Source organism: Neoroseomonas terrae, from assembly GCF_018129025.1.
Classification (GTDB): domain Bacteria; phylum Pseudomonadota; class Alphaproteobacteria; order Acetobacterales; family Acetobacteraceae; genus Neoroseomonas; species Neoroseomonas terrae.
In genome coordinates this window covers 177,103-196,385 of sequence record NZ_JAAEDI010000004.1, presented here as the reverse complement: position 1 = coordinate 196,385, position 19,283 = coordinate 177,103, and the positions used below count along the sequence as shown (strand labels likewise).

The 19,283-nt window shown below is 70.1% G+C and carries 22 protein-coding genes; 14 read left to right on the top strand and 8 right to left on the bottom strand.

What is annotated here, in order from left to right:
• Positions 1–29: 29 nt before the first annotated feature.
• The 9 genes from GXW78_RS04850 to GXW78_RS04810 all read left to right on the top strand — a co-directional run bounded on the left by GXW78_RS04850 (position 30) and on the right by GXW78_RS04810 (position 6,873).
• Positions 30–434 carry a 6-pyruvoyl trahydropterin synthase family protein gene (locus tag GXW78_RS04850; RefSeq protein ID WP_211866542.1) on the top strand — a complete coding sequence of 135 codons (405 nt, stop codon included), beginning with the start codon at positions 30–32 and terminating at the stop codon, positions 432–434.
• Entirely contained in the window at positions 431–1,477 is a 1,047-nt protein-coding gene (locus tag GXW78_RS04845) for a glycosyltransferase family 4 protein (protein WP_211866540.1), read from the top strand. The genes GXW78_RS04850 and GXW78_RS04845 overlap by 4 nt, the downstream gene beginning before the upstream one ends.
• A complete protein-coding gene (locus tag GXW78_RS04840; protein WP_211866538.1) occupies positions 1,477–2,349 on the top strand; it encodes a class I SAM-dependent methyltransferase in 873 nt (290 codons plus the stop codon). The genes GXW78_RS04845 and GXW78_RS04840 overlap by 1 nt, the downstream gene beginning before the upstream one ends.
• Positions 2,350–2,425: 76 nt before the next feature.
• Complete coding sequence (locus tag GXW78_RS04835; protein WP_211866536.1) at positions 2,426–2,911, top strand: cupin domain-containing protein; 486 nt, start codon at positions 2,426–2,428, stop codon at positions 2,909–2,911.
• 13 nt (positions 2,912–2,924) lie between these two features.
• Positions 2,925–4,184, top strand: a complete 1,260-nt coding sequence (gene otnK, locus GXW78_RS04830) for a 3-oxo-tetronate kinase (protein WP_211866534.1) — start codon at positions 2,925–2,927, stop codon at positions 4,182–4,184.
• Positions 4,177–4,809: a 3-oxo-tetronate 4-phosphate decarboxylase gene (gene otnC, locus GXW78_RS04825; protein ID WP_211866532.1), complete on the top strand. Its 633-nt coding sequence runs from the start codon at positions 4,177–4,179 to the stop codon at positions 4,807–4,809. Before otnK ends, otnC begins: the two co-directional genes overlap by 8 nt.
• On the top strand, positions 4,809–5,144 hold the full coding sequence (locus tag GXW78_RS04820; RefSeq protein ID WP_211866530.1) for a DUF1937 family protein: 336 nt from the start codon (positions 4,809–4,811) through the stop codon (positions 5,142–5,144). The genes otnC and GXW78_RS04820 overlap by 1 nt, the downstream gene beginning before the upstream one ends.
• Before the next feature lie 114 nt (positions 5,145–5,258).
• A complete protein-coding gene (locus GXW78_RS04815; RefSeq protein ID WP_211866527.1) occupies positions 5,259–6,392 on the top strand; it encodes an NHL repeat-containing protein in 1,134 nt (377 codons plus the stop codon).
• A gap of 82 nt (positions 6,393–6,474) precedes the next feature.
• Entirely contained in the window at positions 6,475–6,873 is a 399-nt protein-coding gene (locus GXW78_RS04810; protein WP_211866525.1) for a methylglyoxal synthase, read from the top strand.
• Here the strand turns inward: GXW78_RS04810 and GXW78_RS04805 are convergent.
• From GXW78_RS04805 to GXW78_RS04785, 5 genes are all read right to left on the bottom strand, one after another.
• Entirely contained in the window at positions 6,845–7,114 is a 270-nt protein-coding gene (locus GXW78_RS04805) for a hypothetical protein (protein ID WP_211866511.1), read from the bottom strand. The genes GXW78_RS04810 and GXW78_RS04805 overlap by 29 nt on opposite strands.
• Positions 7,115–7,118: 4 nt before the next feature.
• Entirely contained in the window at positions 7,119–8,525 is a 1,407-nt protein-coding gene (locus tag GXW78_RS04800) for an FAD-binding oxidoreductase (RefSeq protein ID WP_211866510.1), read from the bottom strand.
• A 31-nt stretch (positions 8,526–8,556) separates the two neighbouring features.
• Positions 8,557–9,657, bottom strand: a complete 1,101-nt coding sequence (gene mtnA, locus GXW78_RS04795) for an S-methyl-5-thioribose-1-phosphate isomerase (RefSeq protein ID WP_211866509.1) — start codon at positions 9,655–9,657, stop codon at positions 8,557–8,559.
• A 102-nt stretch (positions 9,658–9,759) separates the two neighbouring features.
• On the bottom strand, positions 9,760–10,230 hold the full coding sequence (locus GXW78_RS04790) for a UPF0262 family protein (protein WP_211866506.1): 471 nt from the start codon (positions 10,228–10,230) through the stop codon (positions 9,760–9,762).
• Positions 10,223–10,672, bottom strand: coding sequence for a DUF983 domain-containing protein (locus GXW78_RS04785; RefSeq protein ID WP_211866504.1), 450 nt, complete (start codon positions 10,670–10,672; stop codon positions 10,223–10,225). Before GXW78_RS04785 ends, GXW78_RS04790 begins: the two co-directional genes overlap by 8 nt.
• Before the next feature lie 134 nt (positions 10,673–10,806).
• Between GXW78_RS04785 and GXW78_RS04780 the strand changes: the two genes are divergently transcribed.
• Positions 10,807–11,484: an aspartate/glutamate racemase family protein gene (locus GXW78_RS04780; RefSeq protein WP_211866502.1), complete on the top strand. Its 678-nt coding sequence runs from the start codon at positions 10,807–10,809 to the stop codon at positions 11,482–11,484.
• Positions 11,485–11,503: 19 nt separating this feature from the next.
• Here the strand turns inward: GXW78_RS04780 and GXW78_RS04775 are convergent, their stop codons facing one another.
• Entirely contained in the window at positions 11,504–11,785 is a 282-nt protein-coding gene (locus GXW78_RS04775; protein ID WP_211866500.1) for a hypothetical protein, read from the bottom strand.
• A 295-nt stretch (positions 11,786–12,080) separates the two neighbouring features.
• Between GXW78_RS04775 and GXW78_RS04770 the strand changes: the two genes are divergently transcribed.
• Complete coding sequence (locus tag GXW78_RS04770; RefSeq protein ID WP_211866498.1) at positions 12,081–13,868, top strand: ABC transporter ATP-binding protein; 1,788 nt, start codon at positions 12,081–12,083, stop codon at positions 13,866–13,868.
• Between the two features lie 178 nt (positions 13,869–14,046).
• On the opposite strand, the gene GXW78_RS04765 is transcribed toward GXW78_RS04770, so the two are convergent.
• On the bottom strand, positions 14,047–14,373 hold the full coding sequence (locus tag GXW78_RS04765) for a hypothetical protein (RefSeq protein ID WP_211866496.1): 327 nt from the start codon (positions 14,371–14,373) through the stop codon (positions 14,047–14,049).
• Positions 14,374–14,769: 396 nt separating this feature from the next.
• Between GXW78_RS04765 and GXW78_RS04760 the strand changes: the two genes are divergently transcribed.
• The 3 genes from GXW78_RS04760 to GXW78_RS04750 all read left to right on the top strand — a co-directional run bounded on the left by GXW78_RS04760 (position 14,770) and on the right by GXW78_RS04750 (position 18,261).
• The gene (locus GXW78_RS04760) at positions 14,770–15,828 is read left to right on the top strand and encodes a Hint domain-containing protein (protein WP_211866494.1); all 1,059 of its coding nucleotides are present in this window, start codon (positions 14,770–14,772) and stop codon (positions 15,826–15,828) included.
• A gap of 197 nt (positions 15,829–16,025) precedes the next feature.
• Positions 16,026–17,147 (top strand): Hint domain-containing protein, encoded by a 1,122-nt coding sequence (locus GXW78_RS04755; protein ID WP_211866492.1) that lies wholly within the window; start codon positions 16,026–16,028, stop codon positions 17,145–17,147.
• 52 nt (positions 17,148–17,199) lie between these two features.
• The gene (locus GXW78_RS04750) at positions 17,200–18,261 is read left to right on the top strand and encodes a hypothetical protein (protein ID WP_211866490.1); all 1,062 of its coding nucleotides are present in this window, start codon (positions 17,200–17,202) and stop codon (positions 18,259–18,261) included.
• Positions 18,262–18,271: 10 nt separating this feature from the next.
• Here the strand turns inward: GXW78_RS04750 and GXW78_RS04745 are convergent, their stop codons facing one another.
• Positions 18,272–19,243: an N-carbamoyl-D-amino-acid hydrolase gene (locus GXW78_RS04745; RefSeq protein WP_211866489.1), complete on the bottom strand. Its 972-nt coding sequence runs from the start codon at positions 19,241–19,243 to the stop codon at positions 18,272–18,274.
• Positions 19,244–19,283: the final 40 nt, after the last annotated feature.

The following is a 19,283-nucleotide window of genomic DNA, read 5'->3' as shown; positions in this document are numbered from 1 at the left end:
TGACGCAGGCCGCCGGCTAAACAGGCGGCATGTTCAGCCTGACCGTCGTCGACCACGTCATGATCGCCCATTCCTTCCGTGGGGAGGAATTCGGCCCGGCGCAGCGCCTGCACGGCGCGACCTTCGTGGTGGAGGCGGAATTCCGCGCACCACGGCTGGACCATCTGAACCTGCTGGTGGACATCGCGGCGGCGAAGGTGGAGTTGCGCCGCATCCTGGACGGCTTCGACTACCGCAACCTGGATGCCGAGCCGCAATTCGCGGGCCAGAACACGACGACGGAGTTTCTCTGCGCGCATATCCACGGGCTGCTCTCGGCGGCACTGTCGGAAGGGCGCCTGGGTGACGGCGGCAGGGCGGTGACGGGGCTGAAGATCCTGCTACGCGAGAGCCATGTCGCCTGGGCGGCCTATGAAGGGGCGCCCGCCGCGTGAGGGTGCATTTCCTCGTCCCCGGCCCCTTCGACGCGATCTCGGGCGGCTACATCTATGACCGCCGCATCGTGGACGGGCTGCGCGCCCTGGGCGAGACGGTCGAGGTCGTGGAACTGCCCGGCAGCCACCCCAGCCCGGACGAGGCCGCCACCGACGGCGCGCGCGCGGCGTTGCAGGGTTTGCCGGACGATGCGCGTATCGTCATTGACGGCCTTGGCCTGCCGGCCTTCCTGCCGTTGGCGCAGGAGCTGGCGGCGCGCCGCGCCGTAGCGCTGATCCATCACCCGACGGCGCTTGAACACGGCTTCCCCGACGCCACCCGCACGGTGCTGAAGGCGCAGGAACGCGCGCTGTACGCCGCCATGGCGCGCATCGTCTGCACCTCATCACTGACCGCACGGCGGCTTCCGGAGGAGTTCGGCACCGATCCTACCCGCATCGGCGTCGTCGAACCCGGCACCGAGGAAGCGCCGCGCGCCGCGGGCTCAGGCGGGCCGGGCTGCGCGATCCTGTCCGTCGGCACGCTGGTGCCGCGCAAGGGGCATGACGTGTTGCTGCGTGCCCTAGCCCGCCTAACCGACCTCGAATGGACCTTGACCATCGTCGGCGACGAACGACGCGACGCGACCCATGCGCATGGCCTGCGCGCGCTGGCCGAGGAACTCGCCATTCAGCAGCGCGTGACCTTCGCCGGCGAGGTCGACGGCGCGGCGCTCGAGGCGCTGTACCACCGCGCCGACCTGTTTGCCCTCGCGACGAAATGGGAGGGCTACGGCATGGCCGCGGCGGAGGCGATGGCCCGCGGCCTGCCGCTCGCCATCACCGCCGGCGGCGCGATCGCCGAGGTGGTGGTGCCAGGCGCGGCCATCGTGTCCCCGGTCGATGACCACACCTCCCTGTCGAAGGGCATGCGCCGGGCGATCTTCGACGCCGACCTGCGCGCCGCCATGGCGGAGGCCGCCTGGGCCGGCGGTCAGGCGTTGCCGCGCTGGCCGGACCGCGCCGAGGCCTTCCGCGCCGAAATCGCCAAGGCCCACGCCTGATGGCGGAGGATTTCGACGGCGACTGGCTGGACCTGCGGGAAGCCTACGACGCCGTCGCGCGCGACCTGGAACTGGGCATCGCGCTTGCCGAGGCCCTGCCGGCGCGTCCGCGGCTGCTCGATCTCGGCTCGGGCACCGGCAGCCTGATCCGCTGGCTCGGGCCCATCATCGACCGCGCCCAGGCCTGGACGATGGTCGATGCCGATGCCGGGCTGATGTCACGCGCCTTCGACACCATGGCCGAGCGCGCCGAGGCGATTGGCCTCAACGCGACCTTCCCGGGGAAGAAGACGCTGCTGGTGCACACGCCGGGCGGCGCCTGGCGGGTCGAGGGGCTGCTCGCCGACCTTGCCGACGCGCCTGACGTGCTGCCGCTGGACCGCGTCGATGCGGTGGTGTGCTCGGCGCTGTGCGACCTCGTCTCGCGCGGCTGGGTGACGCGCATGGCGGCGGCCTGCGCGGCGCGGCGCCTGCCCTTCTATGCCTCGCTGAATGTCACGGGGCGGGAGCGCTTCCTGCCGCCGCACCCGATCGACGCCATCGTGATGCGCGGCTTCCGCCGCGACCAGCGGCGCGACAAGGGGTTTGGCGGAACCGCCCTCGGCCCCGCGGCGACCGAGGCGCTGGCAACCGCCTTCGCCGCGCAGGGCTACACGGTGTTGCGCACCGCGTCCGACTGGCGGATCGACCGGCGGTCGCGCGAGATGGCTGGCATGATCGCCGAAGGCCACGCCAAGGCGGCGCTGCCCTGGGAACGGCGCCGCTTCGATGCCATCCTCGCTTGGTCCAAGGCGCGCGCGGACCAGGCGATGGCGCGGCGGCTGTCGGTCATGATCGGCCATCAGGATCTGCTGGCGCTGCCCCCCGATTGAGTGAGTGGTGCGACGGCCAGGATGCACATGAAGGCCCGGCTGGAAGGCCGGCTGGGCTGATCCGAGGGAACCGTCCATGAGCGATACGCCGCCGCCCGTCGCCCTGACCGCCATCGAGGTGCCGCCGCGCGCGCGGCCGTCGACCTACCCGGCGGACCTCGTGGACAAGATCGGCGGGCGCGAGAAGCGCATCCTCGGCGACCGCTTCGGCCTGCGGAATTTCGGCGTGAACCTGACGCGACTGCCGCCGGGCTCCGCCTCCGCGCTGCGCCATGCGCATGAGAAGCAGGACGAGTTCGTCTACATCCTCGAAGGGTCGTGCACATTGGTGACGGATGCCGGGGAGACGCCGATGGCGGCCGGCATGTGCGCCGGCTTCCGCGCCGGCACCTGGGATGCGCATCATCTGGTGAATCGTGGGGATGCCGATTGTCTCTACCTCGAGATCGGCGACCGCACGCTGTTCGAGAAGGTGATCTACCCCGACGACGACCTGATGATCCTGCCCGGTGAGGACGGCAAGAGCGTCTATTACCGCAAGGATGGAACGCCAATCTTCTGAAGGAAGGCACGCAATGCCCCTGCTGCTCGGCTGCATCGCCGATGATTTCACCGGGGCGACGGACCTCGCCAACACGCTGGTCAAGGGCGGCATGTCGGCCGTTCAGGTCATCGGCGTGCCTGAAGACAAGCTGCCGGATGCGGATGCCGTCATCATCGCGCTGAAGATCCGCACCGCGCCGGTCGCGGATGCGGTGGGGCAATCGCTCACGGCCTGCGATGCGCTGACCGCCGCCGGTGCGAAGCAGCTTTTCTGGAAATACTGCTCGACCTTCGACAGCACGGATGAAGGCAATATCGGCCCGGTGGGCGACGCGCTGCTGAAGCGGCTGGGCTCGGGCTTCGCCATCGCCTGCCCGGCCTTCCCGACCAATGGGCGGACCATCTATCTCGGCCATCTGTTCGTCGGCGGCGCGCTGCTGAGCGAGAGCGGGATGGAGAACCACCCCCTCACCCCGATGACCGATCCGAACCTGGTGCGCGTGCTGTCGCGGCAGGCGGAGGGCGGCGTCGGGCTCGTTCCCTTCAACACGGTGGAACAGGGTGCCGCGGCGATCCGGCGGGAGATGACGCGGCTGACGGAATCCGGCCGGCGCTGGGCGATCGTGGATGCGGTGACGGATGCGCATCTGATGGCGATCGGCGAGGCCGTCGCGCCGCATGCGCTCGTCACCGGCGGGTCGGGCGTCGCGATGGGCCTGCCCGAGAATTTCCGCCGCGCCGGCCTGCTGCCCGCGCGCGCCGATGCGGATGCGCTGCCGGCCGCGAAGGGTGCGGCGGCGGTGGTTGCCGGGTCGTGCTCGCGCGCGACGCTCGGGCAGATCGGCGTGGCACGGGACCATGTGCCGGTGCTGGAGCTGGATGCGCTCGCCACGCCCGACGCGGCGGCGATGGCGGCGCAGGCGCTGGCCTGGGTGGAGGGCAAGCTCGACGCCGCACGCCCCGTCGTGATTGCGGCGAGCGCCACACCGGACAAGGTCGCGGCGTTGCAGGCGAAGCTCGGTCGCGACGCCGCCGGCGCGCTGGTCGAAGAGGCTGTCGCCACCATCGCCGCGGGGCTGGTGGAACGTGGCGTCGGCCGCATGGTGGTGGCGGGCGGCGAGACCTCCGGCGCCGTCGTCACGCGTCTTGGTGTGACGTCGCTCCGCATCGGGCCCGAGATCGACCCGGGCGTGCCCTGGACCTACGCCAACCCGACGGGCCTGCACCTCGCGTTGAAGTCGGGCAATTTCGGCGCGCGGGACTTCTTCCTGAAGGCGTTCGACCATGGATGAGCCGGCGATCCGCGAGCAGCTCGCGATGCTCGGCGCCTCCCTGTTCCAGCGCGGATATTCGGTCGGCACGGCGGGGAACATCAGCGTGCGGCTGCCGGACGGCTACCTGATGACGCCGACCAATTCCTGCCTCGGGCGGCTCGATCCCGCGCGGATCAGCAAGCTGGGCTCAGACTGGTCGCATGTCGGCGGCGACAAGCCGTCGAAGGAAGTGTTCATGCACCGCGCGGTGCTGACGGCGCGGCCGGATGCCGGTGCCGTCGTGCATCTGCATTCGACCTATGCGACCGCCATCGGCTGCCTCGCCGAGCCGGGCGAGACGGCGCCGATCCCGCCGCTGACGCCGTATTTCGTCATGCGCGTCGGGCGGTCTTTGCCGGTCATCCGCTATTACCGCCCCGGCGACGCGGCGATGGAATCCGACATCCACGAAGCGTCGAGAACCGCCAAGGCCGTGCTGCTCGCCAATCACGGCCCGGTCGTCAGCGGAAAGACCCTGGCCGATGCCGTCGCGGCAGCGGAGGAGCTGGAGGAATCCGCGCGCCTCGCCCTGCTGCTGCGCGGGACGCCCGCCCGCACCCTGACACCCGCGCAGGTGGACGACCTGCTGGAGACCTTCGGCTGATGTGGATCATGGTCGCCGGCCCCTATACCGCCGGCGGCGCGGATGCCGCGATGCGCGCGGCGCGGCCGGCGCAGATGAACCGCGCCGCACTCGCGCTGTTCCGCCTCGGCCATGTGCCGGTGATCGGCGTGAACATGGCGCTGCCCATCATCGCCACGGCGGAAGGCGATGCCTTCGACGAGGTGATGATGCCGCTCTCCCTCGCGCTCGCCGATCGCTGCGACGCGGTGCTGCGGATCGGCGGGGGCAGTGCCGGGGCGGATGCCGAACTCGCCCGCTTCGCCGCGGCCGGCAAGCCGGTGTTCCGTGACGTCGGCGAGGTGCCGCCCGCCTGAGCCGCGCGGCATTGTGACCGCGCGCGCGGGGCGCACCCATCTTCCTCAACCATCCGTTGCAGCGATACCGTTCGGATTCATGGGCCGACAGTGCCCAATGGGAAGGAACGCATCATGTCGCCGCTTCGCCACTGGCGCCGGGGCCTGCTGGTCGCCGCTGCCCTCCTCCTCTCCGCGACCGCTGCCCCCGCGCAGCAGCACAGCCACCCGCCCGAGGAGGCGCCGCCCGGCTTCGCCGTCGACCCCCACTGGCCGAAGGCGCTGCCGAACAACTGGATCTTCGGCCAGGTCGCCGGCGTCGCCGTGGACCGGCGCGACCATATCTGGATCGTCCATCGCCCTCGCTCGCTGCAGGAACGCCAGGTGCTGGCCGGCCGCACGCCGCAGCCCACCATCTGCTGCGTCGCCGCGCCGCCCGTTCTCGTCTTCGACATGGCCGGCAACCTCATCCGCTCCTGGGGCGGTCCGGGCCAGGGCTTTGAGTGGCCGGAAAGCGAGCACGGCATCTACGTGGACGACGAGGACAATGTCTGGCTCGCCGGCAACGGCCCGCGCGACCACCAGTTGCTGAAGTTCAGCCTGGACGGCCAGTTCAGGATGCAGATCGGCCGCGCCGGCGCCTCGACCGGCAGCAACGACACGGCCAACCTAAACCGCCCCGCCGACACCGAGGTCGATGTGCGGACGCGGGAGGTCTTCGTGGCCGATGGCTACGGCAATCGCCGCGTCATCGTCTTCAACATGGATACCGGCGCCTATCTGCGACACTGGGGTGCCTATGGTGAGCGGCCGAACGACAATCCGCTGCCGGCCTACAACCCCGCCCAGCCGCCGTCGCGCAGCTTCGCTAGCCCCGTGCACTGCGTGCGGCTGACGCGTGACAACCTGGTCTATGTCTGCGACCGCGCCAACAACCGCGTGCAGGTGTTCCGCCGCGACGGCACCTTCGTGCAGGAATTCTTCGTCGCGCGCGAGACCCTGCTGAACGGCGCCATCGCCGATGTCGTGCCTTCCCGCGATCCGGAGCAGCGCTTCCTGTTCAGCGCCGACAACACCAATTCCGTCGCGCGCGTGCTGCGGCGGAGCGACGGCGCCGTGCTGTCCACCTTCGGCCGCATGGGCCGCTACGCCGGCCAGTTCATGGTGCCGCACAACATCGCGGTCGACAGCACTGGCAACATCTACATCAGCGAGGTGGACACCGGGCAGCGCGTGCAGCGCTTCCGCCGGGTCGACCAGAACCGGTAGCACGCGTTGCGCCCCGAGCGGTTCCGCCATCGGGTGGAACCGCTCTAGGATCGGCGCGCCGGTTCCCTGGAGTCTCCGCGCGATGCCGATCACCCTCGCTCTCGTCGCGCATGACCGCATGAAACCGGCACTCGCCGGTTGGGTGGCGCGGCATGCGGCGGAACTCGCACCGCACGCCATCGTCAGCACGGCGACGACGGGGGCGACCATTCGCGCGCAATCGCCGGAACTGCCGATCCGGGCGGTGAAGTCCGGCCCGCTCGGCGGCGACCAGCAGATCGGCGGCATGATCGCCGAGGGCGAGGTCCACGCCCTGATCTTCTTCCCCGATCCCCTGACGCCGCAGGCGCACGACGTGGATGTGAAGGCGCTGCTGCGGATCGCGCTGGTCTATGACATCCCGGCGGCGTTCAGCCCGGCGACGGCGGATCTGCTGGTGAAGGGCGGGCTGCTCAACGGGCCGGCGCCGGCTCCGGGTTGATCGGGTCGCAGGCCGCGAGGCCGTTCGGAATCTCGTAGCACCGATGCGTCGGTTGCTCCGGCGGCGGCGCGGGCCGCGCGCAGGCGACGAGGCCGGCCAGGCAGCCGGTCAGGAGGAGGCCGCGGATCATGGGCACGCCATGCGCGCAGCGGAACGCTGCCGGTACGGGCGCTCCATGGCCGATCGCCGCGCCCCGCAGCAAGGCGGCGACCAGGCGCGGTGCGACATCCTCGAACCCCATGCTGTCAGGGTAGCATCTTCCCGGGGTTCATCATGCCGCGCGGATCGATCGCCGCCTTGACGGCGCGCATCACGCCGAGCGCGACGGGGTCCTTGTGCGTCGCCATCGCATGGCGCTTCGACTGCCCGATGCCGTGCTCGGCGGAGAAAGAGCCGCCGAGGTCGACGGAGATGGCATTCACGATGCCCTCCGCATCGCGCGCCCGCGCCGTCCAATCGGCGTAGCTCGTGCCGCGCGGCGCCATCAGGCTGACATGGATGTTGCCGTCGCCGGCATGGCCGATCGCGATCAGTCGGCCCTCTGGCCAGCGCTCTGCGAGCGCCGCCTTCACCCGCGCGCAGAACTCGGGCACGGCGGAGACCGGCACGGCGGTGTCGGTGTTGATCGTCGGCGCTTCGCGCCGGCCGCAATCCGGCCAGTCCTCGCGGATGCGCCAAATCATGGCGCGCTGGGCCTCGTTGTCGGCGATGGCGGCGTCGAGCACGTCCTCCGCCTCGGCGCCCGCGGCCAGCGTGTCCTCCAGCATCTCCCGCAGCGGCACGGAAGGATGCGCGGCGGCGAGTTCGACCATCACGTACCACGGGCTGCCCACCGGCAGCGGGATGCGGATGCCGATGCCGTTGCGCTCCACGATGTCCATGCATTCGCCGATGATGAGTTCGAAGGCGATGACGTCGGCACCGCTCTCCATGACGCGGGAGAACAGGTTCAGCGCGGCCTCCGGCGATGGCACGGCGACGAAGGCGGTCTCGACACGCTTCAGCGCGGGCACGATGCGCAGGGCGGCGGCGGTGATGACGCCGAGCGTCCCCTCCCCGCCCAGAAACAGGTGGCGCAGCGCGTAGCCGGAATTGTCCTTCCGCACGCGCCGGAGGTCGTTCAGCACGCGGCCATCGGGCAGCACGACCTCGAGGCCCATCACCAGGTCCCGCGCATTTCCCCAGCGCAGCGTGCGGATGCCGCCTGCATTGGTGGACAGCGCGCCGCCCACCATGGCCGAGCCCTGCGCACCCCAGGACAGCGGGAACAGCCGGTCCACCGCCGCGGCAGCCTGCTGCACGTTCTGCACGATGCAGCCGGCCTCGGCGACGATCGAGAAGTCCCGCGCATCGACGCTGCGGATGCGGTTCAGGCGCTCGAGGCTGAGCACCACCGATGGCGGTCCGTTGGCCGGCGCCACCGCGCCGCCGCAGAGCCCGGTGCGCCCGCCAGCGGGCACCACCGCCAGACCGGCCGCGGCGCAGGCGCGGATGGCGATCGCTACCTCCTCGGTCGTGCCCGGGCGCAACACGGCGGCGGGCGTGCCATGCCAATGCTGGCGCCAATCCACCGCATAGGGCGCGACATCGCCAGCTTCGGTCAGGCAGTTCCGCGGGCCGAGGGCCTCGGCCAGTTCCTTGAGCGTTTCCATGGCCGCGATCCTGCCCCCGCGGCGCGGCCGGTCAAGCGGGCTCGGCGACCTTCTCGGGATACATCGCGGCAATCGCCTCTCCGGTCGCGGCGATGCGGCCGCGCTCGGTGATCAGCCCCGTCACCAGCCGTGCCGGCGTCACGTCGAAGGCCGGGTTGGCGGCCGGGCTGCCGCCGGCGACGACGCGGATCGTCTCGATCCGGCCGTCGCTGGTCCGGCCTGTCAGGTCCGTCACCTCGGCCTGGCTGCGTTCCTCGATCGGGATCTCCGTCACGCCGTCGCCGACGCGCATATCGAGCGTCGAATGCGGCAGAGCCACCCAGAAGGGCACGCCGTTGTCCTTCGCGGTCAGCGCCTTCAGGTAAGTGCCGATCTTGTTGGCGACGTCCCCGGTGCGCGTCACGCGGTCAGTGCCGACGATGACGATATCGACCTCGCCATGCTGCATCAGGTGCCCGCCGGCATTGTCCGTCACGACGGTATGCGGCACGCCATGCGCGCCGAGTTCGAAGGCGGTCAGCGCGGCGCCCTGGTTGCGCGGCCGTGTCTCATCCACCCAGACATGGATCGGCAGGCCGGCATCATGCGCCATGTAGATCGGCGCGAGCGCCGTGCCCCAATCCACCGTCGCCAGCCAGCCGGCATTGCAGTGAGTCAGCACATTGACCGGCTGGTTCGGCTTGCGGCTGGCGATTTCCTGCAACAGCGGCAGGCCGTGACGGCCGATCGCCTCGCATGTCGCGGCGTCGTCGTCGGCGATGGCGGCGGCCTCGGCATAGGCGGCGGCGACGCGCGCATCGGGCGGCTGGTTGCGCAGCGCAACGAGCATCCGGTCGATCGCCCAGCGCAGATTGATCGCCGTGGGGCGCGTGCCGGCGAGGCGACGGCACACCTCCTCCAACGTCCCGGGATCGCGCCGCATCGCCAGCGCCACGCCATAAGCCGCCGTCGCGCCGATCAGCGGTGCGCCGCGCGTCTGCATGGACCGGATGGCGCGGGCGACCTGGTCCTCATTGGTCAAACGCAGCCATTCCACCTGCCAGGGCAGCTTCGTCTGGTCGAGGATGCGGACGGACCAGCCATCCTCCGCATCCACGCGCACGCTGCGATACCAGGTGCCGTCGATCTTCATTGCCTCTCCTTCGTCGTTCGCGCGCCGGGGACGCGTCAGCAACGCGCAGCCCCCCACCACGGCTGCAACAGCCGGATGGCGGCGCCAGCCTCCAGGGTCAATTTAAATCCGCTGGTGCAACGCACAGAGCAGGGTGAACAGCCGCCGCGCCGTCTCGAAATCCACCTCGATCCGGCCCTTGAGGCGCTGCCGGAGCAGCTCCGCCCCCTCGTTGTGCAGGCCGCGGCGACCCATGTCGATCGCCTGGACGCGGCTTTCCGGGCCGCTTTCGGCCACCGCCTGCTCATGCGCCTCGACCACCATGTGGTAGTCCTTGATCAGCCGCCGGAAGGGGCCGAGCGCCAGCGCCAGGACATGCAGCGGCCGGTTGTCCACGTCGCGGATGTCGAGGACCAGCCGCCCCTCCCGCACCGATACCACCAGGGCGTAGGGGCCGGGGGGCAGGTCCGGCGGATCGAAGCTGTTGGCCGCGAGCAGGTCCGCGATCGCCTGGCGGCGGTCCGCCTCGGCGAAGGCGGATGGCGCCGGCGGTTCCTCGGGCAGTTCGAGGCGGATGAGGCGCTGGTCAGGCATCCGGCGAGCCCTCTCGCGGCGGGGCCGGCATGATCGGCGCCCCGTGTTCGGTGCCCGTCAGGCCGAGCCGCAGCATCCAGGCCACCACCGCACCCTTGATCGGCCGCAGGAACAGCGCGCTGAGAACCGCGAAGAGCGGCAGCCAGAGCGCCATGTGCAGCCACATCGGCGGGTACCACGCCTTCTCCGCCATGAAGACGAAGGGCACCAGCACATGTCCGACGATCAGGATGGTGAAGTAGGGCGGCGCATCATCGGCGCGGATGCGGCCCAGCGGCTCGTGGCAGTTCGAGCATTCGTCGGCCAGACGCAGATAGCCGTTGAACAGCCGGCCCCGGCCGCAGACCGGGCAGCGTCCCATGGCCCCGCGCACCAGCATCGTCCCGACGGGCAGCCGGACCGATGCTTCCGCGGGGCTGGCGGGCTGCGAGTCCCAGGGCATTGGCGTTCCTTTCGCGGGGCTCTGGCGGCGCCCATTGTGCGTTGCAGCATGATGCACGCCCGGCGACCGTCATTCAAGCATCTAGGGCCAGGACAGGGCTTGAACCAGGCATGCGACCGGCGCGAGGATGGCGGATGGCCGAACGCATCCTGGTGATCAATCCGAATTCGAGCCTGTCCTGCACGGACGGGATCGCCGCCGCAATCGCGCCCTTCGCCGCGCCCGGCCTGCCACGGCTGGACGTGATCCGGCTGGAGGAAGGACCGCCCGCCATCGTCACCTGGCGCGACTGGTACGGCATTGCCGAGCCGCTCTGCCGCACCGTCGAGCGCGAGGCGGCCGACGCCTACATCATCGGCTGCGTCTCCGACCCCGGGCTCGAAGCCGTCCGCACCGTGACCGACAGGCCGGTCTTCGGCCCGCTGCGCTGCGCCGTCGCGGCGGCGATGATGCGCGGGGAACGCTTCGGGATCATCGCCTTCACCGACAAGTCGAAGCCGCGCCAGCGCCGGGCCTTGCAGGCGATGGGGGTGGATGATCGCCTTGCCGGCACCATGCCGCTCAACCTCGACATGGAAGTGCTGACCGACCCGGTCGCGCCGCGCGCCCGGCTGGCCGAGGCCGCGAAAGAGCTCGTGGCGATGGGCGCGGAGGCGGTGATCCTCGGCTGCGCCGGCATGGCGGGACACCGGGACTTCGCCGAGGAGGCCTGCGGCGTGCCGGTGATCGAACCGTGCCAGGCGGCGGTATCGCAGGCACTGCTCGCGGTCGTGGCCGCACGCGGCGGCCGGATGCGGCTCGCCGCCGAGTAGCGCCGGCGGCCGGACGCCGCTACAGCCCGCGAAACGCCGGCGATACCTGATCCGGCATGACGGGCCCCTGTCCCTGCCCGCCGATGTCGAACGGCGCTTGGCGCGGTTCGCCGGTCTGGCGCGCGGGGTCGCCCTGCCCGCTCTGGCCCAGCGCACGCTGCAGCCGGCGGGCGGCCTGCTCCTCCGGCGTTCCGATCGGCACCGGCGCCGGCAGCGGCGCGCTCGGGGCAACAATTCGCGCCGGCGGCGGCTCGGCGCAGGCGGTCGCGAGCAGGAGGGCCATCAAGGTGGTGCGGTGCATGGGCATCCTTCTCGTCGATCGGCGTCAGAGGACATTAGCGCGCTGCGACGTTGCGGCGAAGGGTATCGATGGTGTAACATGCTCGTGCCTTGGCGGCGGCCGGACGCCTGTCTATGTCTGTGTCCACGCTACGGTTCAACCTTGAAGGAAAGGAGTGTCGGATGAATTCCCATCGCCCGCCCGACGCTCCGCGGCTCGCCTAGGCACGAGCGCCGCCCTGCCCGGCTTCCTTGCCGGTGCCCTTCCTTCCATTCCCCCTGATTGAAAGAGACACGGCCTCGGCCGTGCCCTGACCATGGCAAATCCTGATTCCGGGCAGGCGGACCCGTTCCGCGCCGCCTTGCGTTTCATCCTGGCCCGTTGGCGGCGGGAGGGCATGACCGCCCCGCTCTGCGTCGCGCTGATGCTCGCGGCCGTGCTGTGCGATGTCGCGATGCCGCTGCTCGCCGGACGGCTGACGGATGCCGTCAGCACCGGCGCGCCCGATGCGTTCGGCAGGTCGATGTGGCTGCTCGCCGGCATGGTGGCGCTCGGCGCCGGGATGGCGGCCCTGCGCTATGGCGGCATCCGCGCGGTGATCCGCCTGACGCTCGGCAACATGACCGGCCTCGCGCACGACACCTTTGCGCGCGTGCAGCGCCTCTCGGCTGACTGGCATGCGGAGACCTTCGCGGGGTCCACCGTGCGCAAGATCTCGCGCGGCATGTGGGCGATCGACCTGCTGAACGACACCGTGCTGATCGCGCTGCTGCCCTCCTTCGTCGTGCTGGTCGCCGCGGCGGGAATGCTGGCCACGCTGTCGCCCTGGCTCGGCCTCGTGGTGCTGCTCGGTGCCTTCGCGCATATCGGGCTGACGGCGGGGCTGTCGATCCTGTGGGTCGCACCGGCCTCGCGGCTGTCCAACCGCTGGGACAGCCGGCTCGGCGGCGCGCTGTCGGATTCGATCGGCGCCAACGCCGTGGTGAAGTCCTTCGCGGCGGAACCGCGGGAGGATGCGCTGCTCGGCGGGCTGCTGCGGCGCTGGCGGCAGCGGACCGAACGCGCCTGGCTGCGCGGCACCGCGGCGAATGCGGCGCAGGATGCGATGCTGCTGCTGCTGCGCGGCGCCGTGATCGGCGCAGCGCTGCTGCTGTGGCACCTGGGGCACGCGACGCCCGGCGACGTGGTGGCGGCACTGACCATGTACCTGGTGGTGCAGGGCTATCTGCGCGATGTCGGCTATCACATCAGCAACCTCCAGCGCAGCGTGAACGAGCTGGAGGACGCGGTCGCGCTGGAAGCCACGCGCCCGGCGATCGCCGACGCGCCGGGTGCCGCACCGCTGCGCGCGACCGAAGGCGCCATCCGGTTCGAGCATGTCGGCTTCCGCTATGGCGGCCACGTCACGCCGCTCTATCGCGACCTCGACATCCGCATCGCCGGTGGCGAGCGCATCGGGCTGGTCGGCCATTCGGGGTCGGGCAAATCCACGCTGGTGAAGCTGCTGCAGCGCCTGCACGACCCGACCGAGGGGCGCATCACCATCGACGGGCGGGACATTGCCGGCGTGACTCAGGCAAGCCTGCGCCGCTCGATCGCGGTCGTCGCGCAGGAACCGGTACTGTTCCACCGCTCGATCGCGGAGAACATCGCCTATGGCCGCCCGGGTGCGTCCGAGGCTGAGATCCTGCGCGCCGCGAGCCTGGCGCATGCCGACGGCTTCATCGCCCGGCTGCCGCGCGGCATGCACACGCTGGTCGGCGAGCGCGGGGTGAAGCTGTCGGGCGGCGAGCGCCAGCGCATCGCCCTGGCCCGCGCCTTCCTGGCCGATGCGCCGATCCTGGTTCTGGACGAGGCGACGGCGGCGCTCGATTCCGAAAGCGAGGCGATGATCCAGGACGCGATGGAGCGGTTGCTGAAGGGCCGCACCGCGCTGGTGATCGCGCACCGGCTGTCCACGGTGCGCGCGATGGACCGCATTCTGGTCTTCGACCGTGGCCGCGTGGCGGAGGAAGGCAGCCATGCCGCGCTGCTGGCACGGCCGGAGGGTATCTACGCCGGCCTGTTCCGCCGCCAGGCGGAGGGCCTCGCCGACGTGGTCTGAAGCATTCGCCGTCGGATCGGCACCTGCCCCGTGGTGCGGTCCGTTCGGCGAATGCGGGGTCCATTCAAACGGTGTTTGGAAGCGCCGGCACCCTCGCCTGACAGGGGTTGGCCGGGTGGCGATGCGGTTCGGCGCCGGACACGGAAAGGCGCCGCGAGGCGCGTTTCCGAAGGGTCTCTCAGATCCCGCTGAAGGGGATGGAAATCTGCGGGACGTCCGATTCCGGCTCGTTGCCGCCGACCTCGAGTTGGGTCGAGGGCGTGGGCGTGCCCGCCATGGCGGCCGCATAGGGATCCGCATCCGCGGCTCGATCCGCACGCTCGTCACGCTGCATGACGCGGTTCAGCCGGCGTGAGTCCTGTTCCGCCGGCGTCGCACCCCCGGCGACGGCCGGCCCTTGGGGCACATAGGTGATGGGGACGGGCGGGCGCTGTTCGCAGGCGCCGGCCAGGAGCACGGCCGTCACCAGAAGGCGACGTGCGAGGGGTGTCATGCGGGCGTTCATGGCGCCGATCTTACCTGCTCGTCGGGATGGCGCGAAGGCCGCCCTGCGGCGGCGCGTGAACCATCGGGTTCGATCGCCTTGAACTTGCATCGCGAGAGAGTTTCACGACCATCAATAGCGATCTCCCCCTGAACTCTATTATCAAGACTTCAGTAATATTTCCGCGCCCCCATGCCGTGTATATTGGCGCCACAATCAACAAATACGCTGGTAAATCCGACCAATATCCACTCGTCTGATCACTATTTTATTATCGCTTTTCAGTAAGTTGATTGCAAATTCAGCCAGTCTGTATTGCGACTTCCGGCGTTAATCCGCAGCTTTTCCACGTCGAAACTGGATCGGAAGCAGACGAAGACGCTTCCGAGAACTTCAATCGAAAGGATGACCCGCCGCATGACAGGAAATTGGACGCCCGGCCCCGGCCCCACGGATGGGGACGATTCCTACACCGGCTCCAACAGTTGGAATGTCGCGGATGGCGAGGGCGGCAACGACACGCTGCTAGGCGAGGGCGCCTCGGATCTGCTCTATGGCGGCGACGGAGATGACAGCCTGCTGGGCGGCACCGGCGACGACGTCCTGATCGGCGGCCGCGGCGACGACGTGCTCAGCGGCGGTACCGGCAACGACCTGCTGGTCGGCGGCAGCGGCGACGACACCTTCTTCTACAATCAGGGTGACGGGGACGACACGATCTTCGGCGGGGTCGGCAAGGACCAGGTGCTGGTCTATGCGCCCGGCGGCTACACCACCTCGACGGATGGCATCTTCACGCGGGTCGACTTCAAGGAAGGCGGCGACCACCTCTATGTCAGCGGCGCGAAGATCGTCGAATCCTCCACGCCCCTCCCCTGCTTCGCCGAAGGCACCAGGATCATGACAGCCCGCGGGGAGGTCGCGGTCGAGGCTCTGCGCATCGGAGATCTGGCCGTCGCCTGCAACAAGGGCCGCAGCGTCTTCATGCCGATCACCTGGATCGGCCATTCGCGGGTGGACCTCGCCGCCCATCCGCGCCGCGCGGCCGTCGCGCCGATCCGCATCGGCGCCGAGGCGCTGGGAGACGGGGCGCCTGCCCGCGACCTGCGCGTCTCCCCGGAGCATGCGCTGTTCATCGACGGCAACCTGGTCCCGGCGCATCTTCTGGTGAACGATGAGACCATCACGCAGGAACGCCACACGCCGCATGTCACCTACTGGCATGTGGAGCTCGAGGAGCATGCCGTGCTCATCGCGAACGGCGTACCGGCGGAATCCTATCTCGACGACGGCAACCGGCAGAGCTTCGACAACGGCGACGTCGTCGCGTTGATCAAGGACTTCTCCCACCGGGACGGCAGCTACGCCGAACGCGCCTGTGCACCGCTGCTGACCGAAGGTCCCGCGCTCGACCGCATCCGGGCCGCCATCGCGGCGCGGGTGTCGACGGCACATGCCCTCAGGCAGCGCGCCTGATCCCATCTCCCGGATCGCGTGCATCGCGATCCGGGAACATCGTCGACGAGGCGCCCTGGTCGGCGGGAGCCGTCGTGCCTGCGGCAGCAAAGCCTCAAATCTTCGCCTGATCTTCACCGCGCATGACCCGAACCGGCGTTGCGGCATACCGGCCCCATCCGCAGCATCCGCGACATTCTGCGAGGGGATGATCGTTGATGTCAGGAAGCTGGACGCCGGGGCCTGAGGCGACCGACGGGAATGATTCGTATGTCGGAACGGAATTCTCCGACGTAGCGGACGGGCTCGACGGCAACGACACGTTGCGTGGCCAGGACGGCGGCGACTTCCTGTATGGCGGCGCCGGCGCGGACAACCTGATGGGCGATGCCGGCGACGACTATCTCGCGGGCGATGCGGGCAACGACACGCTGATCGGCGGCGAGGGAGATGACGAGTTGCGCGGCGGCGCCGGCAATGACCTGCTCGCCGGCAACATCGGCGACGACCAGGTCCATGGCGAAGGGGGCGACGACACCGTCTACTACAACGAAGGCGACGGCGACGATTCCATCTACGGCGGCGACGGATCCAACACGGTCGTCATCTACGCACCGGGCGGCTACACGACCAATATCGATGGCGGGATGACGATCGTTACGATCAACGCCACGGGCGAAACGCTCCGCATCCTCGACGCGGCCATCGTGGAAGCCGACACGCCCACGCCCTGCTTCGCCGAGGGCACCACCATCATGACTGTCCGGGGCGAAGTTCCGGTCGAGGCGCTGCGCATCGGCGACCTCGTCGTCGCAAGCCGCGGGGGCCGCAACGCCTTCATGCCGGTTACCTGGCTTGGGCATTCGCGGCTGAACCTCGCCGCGCATCCGCGGCGCGCGGCTGTGGCGCCCATCCGCATCCGCGCCGGTGCGCTCGGGGACGGCATTCCCGCCCGCGACCTGCGCGTCTCGCCCGACCATGCGCTGCTGATCGACGGTCGACTGGTGGCTGCTCGGCTCCTGGCGGATAGTGACGGCATCGCGCAGGAACGCCACACGCTGCGCGTCACCTACTGGCACGTCGAACTGGCCGAGCATGCGGTGCTCATCGCCAATGGCGCGCCGGCGGAATCCTATCTCGACGACGGCAACCGGCAGAACTTCGACAATGCGGCGGTCGTTGCTCTCATCAAGGACTTCGCACCCCGGGACGGCAACTATGCACAGAGGGCCTGCGCGCCCGTGCTGACCGACGGACCGGCGCTCGATCGCATCCGGGCCGGCATCGCGGGGCGACGGCCGGCGGCAGGCGCCGAGGTGCCGCTGCTGCAACGCGCCTGACCCTGCGCCGTCACGCGTGCCGGCTCCGGCACGAAGCACGGATTGGTCATCGATGCATCCGATCGATGACCTCGCCGAGGCTGCGCGGCACAATCGGCTCATGCAGCAGGGTCATCGCATCACCAAGCGCACTCCGTGCCTGCCGCGACGCGTCGCGCTGACGGCACTCGCCATCCTACCGTCGGCCTGTGGCGTGCCGCCGGCGGAGGCAGCGCGCCTGGCGCAGGACGGCGAGGCCGCGTCGCGGCGTCTCATCGACGATGTCTCGGCCGCGCGGCAGCGCGTGGAACGGGCGCGGGACCTCCTCCTCCTGCGCGCCGCCCTCACCGCGCCCAGCGGCACCACGGTGGAGGCGCTGCGTGCGCGGCCGGAGGTCGCGGCCGCGGATGCGCGGCTCGCGGCCGCGAGCCTCGTGCTGGACCAGGGCCGGAAAGCGCTCGAAGGGCTGCGCGACAGCTATCGCGCCTTCGGCCATGTCGCCGCGGGGCGCGACCCCGAAGCCTTCGACGCCATGCTGGACCGCGCGTCGGAGGATGCGGAGGCGCTCCGCACCCTGATCGAACGCTATGCCTCCGACGGCACCGAACTGGTGGAGAGCCTGCCCTATGGCGGCAGTGCGCTCGGCGTCGTGCGCTTCGCCGGCGGCCTCATCAGCCGCGCGCGCACCGGCCGCCGACTGATCGAACCGAACGAGGCGCTCGTCGAACTGCTCGACAGCCTGATCGCATCCTCGGACCGGGAGGCGACGACACTGGGACCGCTGCTGAACCAAGTGGGATCGGATCGGGCCCAGGATGTCGTCGCCGCGCTGCGCCAGGTGGGGATCACGCGGGTCATGGGCGCGACGACGCTCGACCGGCTGGCGGAGGCCTATGGCTGGAGCGTTTCCCCGCTGGCCGACCAGCGGCTGCGGGAGGCACCGGGCCGCCGCGTCGCGCTGGGCCTCGCGGCCATCGGCGCCCGGCACGCCGCGTCCCAGCCGGCCCGGCTGATCGACCCGGCGGCGGGCCGCGCGGTGCTCGTCGCGCTGCGCGAACGGCATCAGGCGCTGCGCAGCCGCGGCAGCCCCGATCCGAATACGCTGCGCGACAGCCTGCATCGGCTGGCGGGTTAGGCGCGCTGGCCTACTCCGCTGCGCGGCGGGGCGACCATGTCGCCGGCGGCTCGCTGCCCACCTGGTCGGTGATGCGGCCATAGGCTTCCGGCCGTCGATGCTTCTCGAAGTTGAAGATCGTCGTGCGGCCGAGTTCGCACATGCCGAGATCGGCATCAGCCACGATCAGCTCGTCACCCCAGGAGGTCGCCTGGGCCATGATCTCACCCTGCGGGTTCACGATGATGGAATGGCCGAACAGCTCGTGCCCGTCCTCCGTGCCCGCCTTCGCCGTCGCCACCGCGAAGCAGGCATTCTGGTAGCAGCCGGCCTGGATCGTCAGGTGCGAGTGGAAGACGCGCAGGTGGTGCGCCTCGAAGCCGCGATTGTCCATGTTCAGCGACGGCGTGTTGTAGCCGAGCATGACCAGCTCGACCTGCTGCAGCCCCATCACGCGCCAGGATTCCGGCCAGCGGCGGTCGTTGCAGATCATCATGCCGACATTCACGTCGTGGCCGGCAACCGGCGCGCGCATCACGGGGAAGCCGAGATTCCCGACCTCGAAATACCGCTTCTCCAGATGCTGCACCTTGCGGATCGGGTCGTAGTCCTTGTGCCCCGGCAGATGGACCTTGCGGTACTTCAGCATGATCTCGCCATTCGGGCTGACGAAGACGGCGGTGTTGTACCGGTGCCCGTCCGGCGTCTTCTCGGCGTAGCCGAGGTGGAAGGCGATGCCGTATTTCCGCGCCGCCTCGAAGATGGGCGCCGTCTCGTTGGAGGGCAGCGCGGATTCGTACCAATGGTCGGCGACCGCGATATCCTCCTCGTACCAGCGCGGGAAGAAGGTGGTCAGCGCCAGTTCCGGGAAGACCACCACCTGCGCGCCCATGCGGTGCGCCTTTTCCATCAGCCGCACGATGCGGCCCACGGCGACGTCGCGCCCGTCTGCCTTCTGGATGGGGCCGAGCTGCGCGGCGGCGAGGACGAGGCTGCGGGTCATGATCGGGTCTCCTGCGCGGAAGCGGAAACCCTAGCGCGGC

Excerpts from the sequence above, each read along its gene's own strand:
- GXW78_RS04785 (WP_211866504.1), bottom strand. The coding sequence starts at position 10,672 with ATGCCCTGGGACTCGCAGCCCGCCAGCCCCGCGGAAGCATCGGTCCGG.
- GXW78_RS04815 (WP_211866527.1), top strand. The coding sequence starts at position 5,259 with ATGTCGCCGCTTCGCCACTGGCGCCGGGGCCTGCTGGTCGCCGCTGCC.
- GXW78_RS04790 (WP_211866506.1), bottom strand. The coding sequence starts at position 10,230 with ATGCCTGACCAGCGCCTCATCCGCCTCGAACTGCCCGAGGAACCGCCG.
- GXW78_RS04805 (WP_211866511.1), bottom strand. The coding sequence starts at position 7,114 with ATGGGGTTCGAGGATGTCGCACCGCGCCTGGTCGCCGCCTTGCTGCGG.
- GXW78_RS04800 (WP_211866510.1), bottom strand. The coding sequence starts at position 8,525 with ATGGAAACGCTCAAGGAACTGGCCGAGGCCCTCGGCCCGCGGAACTGC.
- GXW78_RS04835 (WP_211866536.1), top strand. The coding sequence starts at position 2,426 with ATGAGCGATACGCCGCCGCCCGTCGCCCTGACCGCCATCGAGGTGCCG.
- GXW78_RS04755 (WP_211866492.1), top strand. The coding sequence starts at position 16,026 with ATGTCAGGAAGCTGGACGCCGGGGCCTGAGGCGACCGACGGGAATGAT.
- GXW78_RS04760 (WP_211866494.1), top strand. The coding sequence starts at position 14,770 with ATGACAGGAAATTGGACGCCCGGCCCCGGCCCCACGGATGGGGACGAT.
- GXW78_RS04850 (WP_211866542.1), top strand. The coding sequence starts at position 30 with ATGTTCAGCCTGACCGTCGTCGACCACGTCATGATCGCCCATTCCTTC.
- GXW78_RS04765 (WP_211866496.1), bottom strand. The coding sequence starts at position 14,373 with ATGAACGCCCGCATGACACCCCTCGCACGTCGCCTTCTGGTGACGGCC.
- otnK (WP_211866534.1), top strand. The coding sequence starts at position 2,925 with ATGCCCCTGCTGCTCGGCTGCATCGCCGATGATTTCACCGGGGCGACG.
- GXW78_RS04780 (WP_211866502.1), top strand. The coding sequence starts at position 10,807 with ATGGCCGAACGCATCCTGGTGATCAATCCGAATTCGAGCCTGTCCTGC.
- GXW78_RS04750 (WP_211866490.1), top strand. The coding sequence starts at position 17,200 with ATGCATCCGATCGATGACCTCGCCGAGGCTGCGCGGCACAATCGGCTC.
- GXW78_RS04840 (WP_211866538.1), top strand. The coding sequence starts at position 1,477 with ATGGCGGAGGATTTCGACGGCGACTGGCTGGACCTGCGGGAAGCCTAC.
- GXW78_RS04820 (WP_211866530.1), top strand. The coding sequence starts at position 4,809 with ATGTGGATCATGGTCGCCGGCCCCTATACCGCCGGCGGCGCGGATGCC.
- mtnA (WP_211866509.1), bottom strand. The coding sequence starts at position 9,657 with ATGAAGATCGACGGCACCTGGTATCGCAGCGTGCGCGTGGATGCGGAG.
- GXW78_RS04775 (WP_211866500.1), bottom strand. The coding sequence starts at position 11,785 with ATGCACCGCACCACCTTGATGGCCCTCCTGCTCGCGACCGCCTGCGCC.
- GXW78_RS04810 (WP_211866525.1), top strand. The coding sequence starts at position 6,475 with ATGCCGATCACCCTCGCTCTCGTCGCGCATGACCGCATGAAACCGGCA.
- GXW78_RS04745 (WP_211866489.1), bottom strand. The coding sequence starts at position 19,243 with ATGACCCGCAGCCTCGTCCTCGCCGCCGCGCAGCTCGGCCCCATCCAG.
- otnC (WP_211866532.1), top strand. The coding sequence starts at position 4,177 with ATGGATGAGCCGGCGATCCGCGAGCAGCTCGCGATGCTCGGCGCCTCC.
- GXW78_RS04770 (WP_211866498.1), top strand. The coding sequence starts at position 12,081 with ATGGCAAATCCTGATTCCGGGCAGGCGGACCCGTTCCGCGCCGCCTTG.